This window comes from Sphingobacterium tenebrionis (assembly GCF_037126265.1).
Lineage (GTDB): Bacteria > Bacteroidota > Bacteroidia > Sphingobacteriales > Sphingobacteriaceae > Sphingobacterium > Sphingobacterium tenebrionis.
This window is the reverse complement of record NZ_JAYLLN010000061.1, coordinates 1-10,810: the sequence shown is the minus strand read 5'-3', so window position 1 is coordinate 10,810 and position 10,810 is coordinate 1. Positions and strand designations below refer to the sequence as shown.

The window sequence follows — 10,810 nt, the reverse complement described above, 5'->3', positions numbered from 1 at the left end:
TTTTTTGGTTGCACCTTAAGATACAAAATCTTGAGGACAAAAAACAGAAAAACCCCGCCATTTTTTAATGACGGGGTTCTCTTTTAAGAGACCTTTTTAGACAGCCTCTTTTTCCTTAATAATCTAAAAATTAGTGCGTGTCGATTAATGAACTTCGATCGTCGTACCTTCCGATTTTTCTTCCGTTGGAGGAGTTACCGGTACTTCTGGGTTTTCTTCTGTTTCTGCTGCTTTATCGGTACGTTCAACAGTAATCTTACATTCTGTTAATAAGGCCGCAATAGCGCCTACAGCTGCGAAGATAGGTGCTAAAACCACACCTATGACACCCAAGGTAACTGGGAAATTCATGATCTCTTTACCGTTTTTATCGGTAATCGTGATTTTTGTAACATTGCCTTCTGCAATTAATTCTTTGATTCTTTTTAATAAGTTCTCGCCTGTTACGGTGAATGTTTCTTTAATTGACATAACTTTATCGTTTTTATTGTTTAATCTATTTGCTTTCGCTTTTAATTTATATCCAAAAGTACTTGAAGTTAAACAAAACCAAGCAGATAAATAGGTCAATCCACGTCATTTTTCGGTAATTGACTATAATTTATCGGTGAATATACTTTTCGTAACTTAGGTTACCGAACGGGGAGGAGGAAGTAGCTACCTTTGCGTAAAATATTTTAAAACTATGGAATTACTAATGGGGCCTTGGCCTTGGTATGTCGGAGGAGCGATCGTGGCTTTGGTCATGGTAGCCCTCGTTTTTTTAGGGAAGAGCTTCGGATTCTCTTCCAATTTTCGAAATATCTGTTCCATGATTGGCGCAGGAAAAAGTTGTAGCTTTTTTGATTTCAATTGGAAATCACAACAATGGAACCTGCTGTTCTTAGTCGGTGCGGTGCTTGGCGGGTTTCTATCCGCACATTATCTATCCAATGATCAGATTCCAGCCATTTCAGATACTACCGTTACGCAATTGAGGGGTATGGGCTTTGAAAGCGCAGGTACGGCCTATGCGCCAACTGAAATCTTTGGGGATTTATCGGTTAAGAACATCATTTTATTAGCAATAGGTGGTTTGTTGATCGGTTTTGGAACCCGCTATGCCGGTGGTTGTACTTCGGGACATGCCATTTCCGGATTAAGCGACCTGCAATGGCCTTCTTTGGTTGCCGTGATGGGTTTCTTCATTGGCGGTTTGATCATGGTTCATGTTTTATTCCCTTTTATTTTTTAAGCGATGAGAAAATTGATATATATATTATTAGGTGTGGTATTTGGTATGGCGATGTATAAAGCCGAAGCTGCATCTTGGTTTAGAATCTATGAAATGTTCAATTTCCAATCCTTCCACATGTATGGTTTTATAGGTACTGCGCTGATAATTGGTGTAATTGCCTTTCAGATCATCAAAAGGAATCAAAAGAAAGATGTGGATGGAAATGCCATCGTGATTCCTCCGAAAGCTAAATCCATCCCCAGATACCTGATCGGTGGTATCTTATTCGGATTGGGGTGGGCATTGGTTGGTGCATGTCCGGGACCCATATTTGTTTTGATCGGTGCAGGTGTATATCCGATGATCATTGTCGCTGTCTTTGCTGTATTGGGAACCTATATTTATGGAATGGTGAAAGATAAATTACCTCATTAATATTTTGTCTGTAACATAAGTAACTAAGAATCTTCCCAATTCAAATTAAATTTGTATAATTAAAAATAATTAAGGAGAGTTTATGTTTTTTCAACAAGTATATGACAAGACCCTTGCACAAGCAAGTTATTTTATTGGATGCCAAGCAAAGAATGAAGCCATTGTAATTGATGCCCAACGGGATGTGGATGTTTATCTGGAGATTGCCAAACAGAACAACATGAAAATCACCCATATAGCTGAAACCCATATACATGCTGATTTTTTGGCCGGATCTCGCGAATTGGCTGCAGCAACCGGCGCTCAATTATACCTTTCTGATGAAGGTGGAGAAAATTGGCAATATGAATTTCCGCATGTAGGATTGAAAGAGGGTGATAAAATCACGGTAGGAAATCTTTCCTTGACAGTGATGCATACACCCGGCCACACGCCAGAAAGCATCAGCTTTATATTACGTGATCATCCGGCTTCTGATGAGCCTGTCATGATTTTCACAGGTGACTTTGTGTTTGTCGGTGACATCGGTAGACCTGACTTGTTGGAAGAGGCTGCAGGCTTGGTTGGAACCAAAGAAATCGGGGCGGAGCAGATGTTCAACTCCTTAAAACGCTTTGCAGAATTACCGGATTATGTTCAGGTATGGCCAGGCCACGGGGCAGGATCTGCCTGTGGAAAAGCCTTGGGTTCCGTACCGAGTAGCACGGTGGGTTATGAAAAACTACGTAATTGGGCTTTTCAATATGGAGATGACTATGAAGGCTTCAAGAATTACCTGTTGAGTGATCAGCCAGAAGCACCTTATTACTTCGCCATGATGAAAAAATTAAATAAGGTGAATAGGCCACTCTTGGTGGAAGTACCGGAACATCCTACCGTATCCCTAGAGGAAGCGCAGCAGCATCAACCGGTTACCCTGATTGATACCCGACATAAAAATGAATTTGCTAAAGGACATATCAAAGGGGCAATAAACATCCAAAACAATAAAGCATTAGCAAATTGGGCAGGCTGGATGATCGGCTATGATGAAAATCTGGTCATCATTGCAGATGAAGGCGCGCAGGAAGAAATTACACGGAAACTGATGCGAATTGGTTTGGATAATATCAAGGCATTTGTAACCGATCTAGCTGGCGAAGAATTAGTGCCAACTAAGCTGTTGGAGGCCGATGAAGTAGAATCCAAGAAAGATCAGGAAGATACTGTACTGCTGGATGTTCGGAGTAGATCAGAATTCAAGAATGCACATATTCCAGGAGCAGAGCATCGTTTTATCGGAAGCTTAAGAAAACAATTGCCAAACGACCTGAAGGATAAGGATATCATTATTCAATGCCAGTCAGGTGATCGAGCAACTATTGCATACTCCTATTTGGAGAAAAATGGGTTTGAAAACCTTTATAATTACGCCGGAAGTTTCCTGGATTGGAAAGCTAAAGGTAAAACAACGACCCCAGCATAGCATTTGATGAACATCATTGAAAATGCCTATAGCGGAATTTTAGAGCCCGCCTTAATCGAAGAGATTGAGGCGGTTGCTTTGATTAAAGAGTTTGATGCAGGGGATATTATTGTCGATATCGGTCAATATATCCGGTCTATGCCCTTATTGTTGTCTGGCGCTATAAAAATTGTGCGCGAGGATGAAGAAAGGGGTGAAGTACTTTTGTATTACCTGGCACAAGGGGAAACCTGTACCATGTCCATTGCCTGCTGCATGGGAAATAAAAAAAGTGAAATCCGTGCACAGGCAGAAATGCCTACCACGGTAGCCATGATCCCCAACCATTTTCTCAACGATTGGATGGTCAAATATAATTCCTGGCGAAATTTTATCCTCAACAGCTATTCTTCTCGAATGAATGAAATGTTGGGTGCCATAGATAATTTGGCATTTTCCAATATGGAAGAACGCATATTGAACTACCTCAAAGAAAAGGTGAAGCTTACGAATGATCGGATCTTGACTTTAACCCATCAGGAGATGGCTTCAGATCTGAACAGCTCTAGGGTTGTAATTTCTCGGATCCTTAAAAAACTGGAGCATGAGGATAAAATTGTTCTTTTACGAAACGAAATCAGGGTATTGATTTAATTCTTATCTTTGTCATATGCTGGAAACATTAAACAAGTCAACATTACAGATCGGAATGCTAGCCAAGGTGCTGGGCATTTTTCTGGTCTTCGTATTGACGTCTTGTCCGTTGAAGGCTTCCATCAAACAAAGTTTCGGCCAAGAGCAGAGCATCGAAAACCGAAACAATAAATCGCTTCGATTTGAAAATTTGATGGAGCAGACCACACTGGAATGTAGTTCTTCCACAGAACTCTTCAATGGATCGAAGATGCATCATGCGGAGGTTCAATTCCAACCAGCTTTAATCGCGTTAGGATTGGTATTCCTTTTCGCTTATTTCATGAACCCTCGTGAAAAAGTGGAATATGCATGGGATACAACCAAACTGAACCTCAACCCTTCCTTAATTCAACTCAATAGATTGAATATTTAGGCCTCTTTGCTTTAGGATAATTTTATCCTAATCCCCCCATTTATTATATCATTCTTTTACCATTTTATTTAAATACAACTATGTTTTTAAAGAAGAAAAACATGTTGCTGTTGTTTTTTCTATGGATTGCAAATGCTGCCTCTGCGCAGGATCTGCAAGCGATCTGGGAGAGCACCAAGCAATATTATAAAGGATTTGAGGAGAAAAAGCAAGGAATCTTATTGGCAAAGCAGGATAGTCTAGCCCGCTTGCTACTTTATAAACCTCAGGTCCAAATACAATTCCAACAAGGCCTCAGTACTGCTGAAGGTGGTACGGGTGCTTTTATACCTTTGGCGGGTATTGTCAATGTAAATGCCAGTGATGCTATTCAAGGTGATAAGCATCTTTTCAATCATTATTTATCCGGTATCATGACCTGGGATTTTCTTCGTTTTGGGAAACGGGATCTAGATAAACAGATTGGTCATGCCCAAGTTCGTCAATCCGTATTGAAGGAATCACTATTTGAACTTCAGCTCCAAGAGCAGTTGATCGCTCGATTTATGAACCTCCAGTATTTAGAGGTTATGGTGACATGGTATACACAACAGCTAAAACACTATCGCCTGATGTTGTCCATTAGCCGAAACCTGGCGGAAGCTGGGATAAAACCTGCTGCGGATTCGCTGATCGCTAAATCTGCTTTACATCAGATGGAAAGCAATCTCACCCTGCTTCAAGGAAGAAAGGAGGGCGCAAAATTCTTATTGAAAGAGTTTATTGGGCAAGAGGTGGATTGGACCAATGATCGAAATGGGAGAAAATTCATGATGGTTGTCAATCGGGTACCTCAAGATTCGCTTATCCATCCGGAAATCAACATGGAATTAGCGGCCTTGAACCGATTAGCGTTAGTTCAGCAACGGCATGAAAAGGAAAAATTACCCAGGTTCTTATTGCTCGGTGGTTTATCGAACCGTAGTTCCTCGATGAATTCGGCCGGGGAAATACGTGCGAATTATGGGCAATTGTACGATCGGTTTTCCAATAATTATTTTCTTGGTGTAGGAGTTACCTGGAACTTTCAGCAGTTTCTAAAAGGGGCTTCTGATAAAAAATATGCGCAAATAAAGTATCAGGAAAAAAGCTATGCCACAGTATTATTGAAAGCCAAACAGGAGGCCGTTTCAGCTGATTTGGAAGCGCAGGTACTTGCTGCAGAAACCAGTATGAACCTTGCGAGAAAAAGTATGCAAGATGCGGAAAAAGCACAGGAGATGTACCGCACGCGCTATGAGGGCGGGCTTATCAATCTGACGGAATTGTTGCAAGTTCAGGACATGCTATTGCAAACCTCACTCAAAGAAGTGAATGCCTATCGGGATTATTGGAAACTACTTATTTCATGGAGTTATCAACGAGCTGATTTCAGCTTATTTTTTAATCATTTCAACGGATAGGATATGAATTTAATACGATTAGGCCTACGAAAACCAGTAGCTGTGATCATGTTCGTACTTGCAGTTGTCTACTTTTCATGGCCAGTAATAAAAAAATTAAAAGTGGATATCTTTCCAGAGATTGAATCGCCGGCCATGTACATTGCCATGCCTTATGGGGGGCTATCTCCAGCTTATATGGATGGGTTTATGGCCAATGAATTTCAGAAGGTGCTACTTTTTGTGAACGGAGTCAAGGAGTTGGATTTTAAAAGTGTGCAAGGACTTACCCTTATGAAGCTGACTTTCTATCCAGGAACCGATATGTCTCAGGCATCTGCAGAGATCAGTATGCAGGTTTCAAGGGCGATGGGCTTTCTTCCTGCGGGTGCAGTACCGCCGATGGTCGTTCGCTTTGATGCCAGTTCGCTACCCGTTGGTCAATTGGTCTTTGATTCCGATCAACATTCGGTAACAGAACTGCAAACCATGGCGATCACGAAGGTCCGACCCATGTTTGTCAATATTCCCGGGATTACAGCTCCGGCACCTTTTGGCGGGAACATGCGCAGTTTGGTGGTCAATATTGACCCTCAACAGATGAAAGCGGCAGGATTAAGTCCGGAGGAAATCACCTTGGCGATCACCAAGAATTCCATTCCATCTCCTGCGGGCAATGTTCGGATCGGTGATAAAAACCTGATGGCGCCGATGAACAGTATTTCTTCGGGGATTTCGGAGTTTCTGGAAACTCCCATTAAAAAGCTAGCCGGAAGGACCATTTTTGTGGGCGATGTTGCCACGGTTATGGATGCTGCCGATCAGACAGTAGGCTATGCGGTTATCAATGGCAAACGATCGGTCTATCTCCCGATCATTAAAAAGCCGGATGCCTCTACCTTAGATGCGGTGGAAAACCTCAAGAATGCCTTGCCCATGCTGGAAAATCTACTTCCCGATGGCGTCAAGATAAATTATGCCTTCGATCAATCGATCTACATTGAAAGATCTTTGTCCAATTTGATTTTCGAAGGGGTGCTTGGCGCATTGTTAACCGGATTGATGGTGTTTTTGTTCCTTGGTGATTCTCGTGGCTCCTTGATCGTAATCCTGACGATTCCGATCGCTATCCTATCAAGTGTTGTAACGCTCCATTTTTTCGGACAAAGCATTAATATCATGACGCTTTCGGGTTTAGCACTTTCGATCGGTATCCTCGTCGATGAGGCTACCGTGACGATTGAGAATATACACCAGCACCTGGAAATGGGAAAACAGAAGTCAAGAGCGATACTGGATGCCTTGTTGGAAATATCCACCGCGAAATTATTGATTCTGCTCAGTATCCTTGCCGTGCTCACCCCGGCCTTATTGATGGAAGGGATCCCTAGGGATATGTTCATGCCTTTATCCATGGCTGTAGCATTTGCTATGATTGCTTCTTTTATCGCTTCGCAGACTTTTGTGCCCATCATGGCCAATTGGATCATGAAGTTTAAACCTCATAAAAGGAAAAAGAAATCCTTTTTGGAAAAGCTATCAATCCGGTACCAATACCATCTGCGCCGAGGTTTTAAGAACTCAGGCTGGAGGATTGCGGGTTATTTTTCTGTTGCCAGCTTATTATTGGTATTGACGATCAGTATGTTGGGAACCGAGATCATGCCTAAATCTGAAGGGGGTGATTTTCAATTAAGAATTCGGATGCCAAATGGGACCAGATTAGAACGTACCGAAGAAACCGTAAAACAATTGACCCGAAGCATTCAAGAAGCTTTGCCGGCAAACAGCCTGAAAATCAGTTCCGCTTTCATTGGGATGCACCCTTCTGCAAATCCTATCAATCCTATCTTCCTATTTACCAATAGTACGGGCGAAGCGGTGCTGCAGCTTTCCATGGATAAAAAGAAATTGGAAATGGGTACCGATGAGTTTAAAGAATTTGTGCGGAACCATTTGAAAGAGCGCTATCCAGCAGTCAATTTTAATTTTGAACCCATTGAATTGATGGAAAAAATCATTAGCCAAGGGTCGATGAGTCCAGTTGAGGTCAAGGTAAGTGCAGGTCAATTGAAAACGGCTGCTAAGCATGCGCAAAAGATTAAAGACTTGATGGCCGAGTATCCTTTTATTAGGGATCTCCAGATTGCAGAGCCCATTAACTATCCTAGTATTGATATCAAGATCGACCGGAAACGATTGGCGGATTTTGATCTGACGGTTCAGGAGGTTTCCCGAAATATTTCTGCTACGACATCTTCCACCCGGTTTACCGATAAGAATTTATGGGTAGATCCACGGTCAGGACTGGTGTTCCAGGTACAGGTTCAGGTGCCGGAAAATCTTATCCAAACTGTAGAGGATCTAAAGGCCATTCCTGTGAAAAAGGGCAGTTCCTTTCCTTTGTTGGCCGATATCGCAACGATTACGGCAAAGGAAATGCCGGCGCAGGTTAATCGTCGGGGACCGAATCGCTATGTGAGTATCATCGCTGATGTACATGAAAAAGATCTGGGTGCTGCCAATAGGATGATAAATGAAGTATTGGAAAAGGTAGGCGAACCCGAAAAGGGTGTTCGTGTTTGGAAGGAAGGATCAACAGTCTTGTTGGAGGAGACCTTAATGGGGTTATTATCGGGTTTGTCCATCGCCATCGTGTTGATTTTCTTTATGATGTCGGCCTATTACCAATCGCTTCGAATAGCTCTTATTATATTGACCGTTGTACCAGCGGTGATCGCGGGGAGCGGGCTGATGATCTGGATAGGCGGAAGTACCTTGAATCTGCAATCCTACATGGGGATTATTATGTCCATTGGGGTATCGATTTCGAATGCGGTGTTATTGGTGAATCAGGCAGAATGGAATCGAAAGAAATTGAATTTATCTGCTTCTAGCGCAGTACTATTATCAGCAAGGTCTCGTTTTCGTCCCATTCTGATGACAGCTATGGCCATGCTTGGCGGTATGTTGCCTATGGCATTGGGAATGGGCGATGGCGGCGAACAGGTGGCGCCATTGGGTCAAGCCGTGATTGGAGGTCTGTTAAGTTCCACCGTGGTCATTCTTCTGATTCTACCGATGATCTTCGGGAAGATCATGAAAAAAGCAAGCTATATGGATCCATCGCTGGATCCTGAGGATTTGAACAGTAAATTTTATGAAGGTTAAAAACATGAAAATAGTATATTTTTTTGCGGGCATTTTGCTATTGGCTGGATGTCAGGCTCCGAGCAAAGAACCCAAACAGGAGCAAGTTCACCAGGCATTGAAAGTGGAGGTTATACAACCTGAGAAACTTCATCCATCCTTTATCCTGAAATTACCAGGCGCCTTGGAACCCAATGAAAGTTTGGATGTGTATGCCAAGGTGAAGGGATTTGTAAAAAGGATTCATGTAGATGTTGGGGATAAGGTGCGTAAGGGACAGGTTTTAGCGACGCTGGAAGCGCCCGAAATGGATCTGCAATCTACCGCAGATTTAGCGAGATCGCAACAACTGGAGGCGAATCTTGCGGTAAGTAAACAACGATATGAGCGGATTCGGAAAGTTTCCCAGAATCAGCCAGGTGCGGTTTCTGCCTTGGAATTGGAACAGGCTTATGGGAATTTATTACGGGATAGTTCGGCAGTTCAGGAAAGTAGGTTTTCACATCGAAAAACTGCACAACTTAAAGAATATCTGGTAGTGAGGGCACCTTTTTCCGGCATCATTACCAGCCGAAATTATTCTATTGGTGCACTGATTGGAGATACGGGTATACCTATCTTCCGTTTGGTGGAAAACGACAGGCTTAAATTAAAGGTTACTGTTCCTGAAGTTCATGCACAAGCTATTTCGGATAGTACAAGGGCAGTCTTTTCCGTGTTGGGTTTGCCAGAAAGTAGTTTTGAAGCACGGGTGAAGCGGAATGCGAAGGTGATCGATCCAGTGACAAAGGCCTTGGCCCTGGAATTTGAAATTCCTAATCAGGACGGGAGATTGAATGGTGGGGATTACGCGGATGTGAAGCTGCATTTGAAGAGAGAGAGGCCTACTTTTTTTGTACCTCAGCAAGCTGTGATACATAGTCAATCTGGGATTTTTGTTCTAGGATTGAATGATCGGCAGGAGGTGCAGCGTATTCCGGTTAAAATTGGACAGGAGCTGGATGGGAAAGTGGAGATCTTTGCCAACCTAACAGGAGAGGAAGTATTATTGAAAAAGGCTTCCGAAGAAATAATTAATGGTCAAAAAGTTCAGATATTAAAATAATCTATAGAAATTTAAATAATGAAAAAATTAAATCTAAGTATCGTTGCGCTGGCAATGGTTTTCATGACTTGGTCATGTGGAAATGCGGAAAACAATAAGGGAAGTGTTTCAAAGGATTCCTTGGGGAATGAGGATGTGGAGCAGGTTGCGGGTGCGGAAGCAGCAGGGATGGAAGCTGGCCAGGTGGAAGGACATTCTAAGGGGCAAGTGGAAGGGCAAGTGGAGGGCCAAGCGGTTTCAGATATGCAGGCCAGCTTTAAGAATATCAATGGCGAGACCGTTTCGTTAAAGGATTTGAAAGGGAAGGTTGTCGTGATGAATTTTTGGGCGACTTGGTGTCCGCCATGTATTAAAGAGTTGCCTTCTCTTCAAAAATTAAGTAAGGAGCTTGCTGGTGAAAAGGATATTGTTTTTATGGCTATAGAGGTGGATCAGGATATTGATAAGGCAGCAAAATTCATGGCAAAGAATAAGTATACACTTCCTTTGTATACGTTGGATTCGCCACTACCGGCAGAACTGGCAAGTGAATCTATTCCGGTTACCGTGGTGTTGGCAAAGAATGGTGATATTGTAGGAAAGCATGTAGGGATGATGGATTTTGGATCTGAAAAACTGAAACAGGGTTTGATTGATCTGACGAAAGAGAATATCAGGAAGTAGGCTTCGCGTCATTGCGAGGAGGTACGACGAAGCAATCTTTAGCCATGTCATGCTGAGCGAAGTCGAAGCATCTACATGTGGTACCCGTGCAGATCCTTCGACGTTGCTCAGGATGACAAAGGTGATACACATGTTTAATAAAGAGAAAGATTGCTTCGTTCCTCGCAATGACGTAATACTTCGCAATGACGTATTACCTCGCAATGAACTGTGTATATATCCAAATAATAAATTAAATTTTCTCCAAATAATATTCTGATTAGGCCGCTTTTGCGATGTAGCCCTTTCCAGATTTTGCGATGGCGAA

General features: G+C 42.6%; 10 protein-coding genes. 9 read left to right on the top strand and 1 reads right to left on the bottom strand.

Features of this window, described 5'->3' with window-relative positions:
* Positions 1-144 precede the first annotated feature (144 nt).
* Positions 145-471 (bottom strand): DUF4342 domain-containing protein, encoded by a 327-nt coding sequence (locus VJ786_RS16160; RefSeq protein ID WP_099367409.1) that lies wholly within the window; start codon positions 469-471, stop codon positions 145-147.
* Positions 472-685: 214 nt separating this feature from the next.
* Between VJ786_RS16160 and VJ786_RS16155 the strand changes: the two genes are divergently transcribed.
* The 9 genes from VJ786_RS16155 to VJ786_RS16115 all read left to right on the top strand — a co-directional run bounded on the left by VJ786_RS16155 (position 686) and on the right by VJ786_RS16115 (position 10,503).
* Complete coding sequence (locus tag VJ786_RS16155) at positions 686-1,234, top strand: YeeE/YedE family protein (protein ID WP_099367408.1); 549 nt, start codon at positions 686-688, stop codon at positions 1,232-1,234.
* 3 nt (positions 1,235-1,237) lie between these two features.
* Entirely contained in the window at positions 1,238-1,651 is a 414-nt protein-coding gene (locus VJ786_RS16150; RefSeq protein WP_099367407.1) for a DUF6691 family protein, read from the top strand.
* 82 nt (positions 1,652-1,733) lie between these two features.
* Complete coding sequence (locus VJ786_RS16145; protein WP_336558035.1) at positions 1,734-3,116, top strand: MBL fold metallo-hydrolase; 1,383 nt, start codon at positions 1,734-1,736, stop codon at positions 3,114-3,116.
* Between the two features lie 6 nt (positions 3,117-3,122).
* Positions 3,123-3,749, top strand: a complete 627-nt coding sequence (locus VJ786_RS16140) for a Crp/Fnr family transcriptional regulator (RefSeq protein ID WP_099367405.1) — start codon at positions 3,123-3,125, stop codon at positions 3,747-3,749.
* Positions 3,750-3,765: 16 nt separating this feature from the next.
* Positions 3,766-4,164, top strand: a complete 399-nt coding sequence (locus VJ786_RS16135; RefSeq protein ID WP_099367404.1) for a hypothetical protein — start codon at positions 3,766-3,768, stop codon at positions 4,162-4,164.
* An 80-nt stretch (positions 4,165-4,244) separates the two neighbouring features.
* The gene (locus tag VJ786_RS16130; RefSeq protein WP_099367403.1) at positions 4,245-5,606 is read left to right on the top strand and encodes a TolC family protein; all 1,362 of its coding nucleotides are present in this window, start codon (positions 4,245-4,247) and stop codon (positions 5,604-5,606) included.
* A gap of 3 nt (positions 5,607-5,609) precedes the next feature.
* On the top strand, positions 5,610-8,756 hold the full coding sequence (locus VJ786_RS16125) for an efflux RND transporter permease subunit (protein WP_336558034.1): 3,147 nt from the start codon (positions 5,610-5,612) through the stop codon (positions 8,754-8,756).
* A 4-nt stretch (positions 8,757-8,760) separates the two neighbouring features.
* Positions 8,761-9,840 (top strand): efflux RND transporter periplasmic adaptor subunit, encoded by a 1,080-nt coding sequence (locus VJ786_RS16120; protein ID WP_336558033.1) that lies wholly within the window; start codon positions 8,761-8,763, stop codon positions 9,838-9,840.
* Between the two features lie 18 nt (positions 9,841-9,858).
* Complete coding sequence (locus tag VJ786_RS16115) at positions 9,859-10,503, top strand: TlpA family protein disulfide reductase (RefSeq protein WP_336558032.1); 645 nt, start codon at positions 9,859-9,861, stop codon at positions 10,501-10,503.
* The last annotated feature ends 307 nt before the right edge of the window (positions 10,504-10,810 follow it).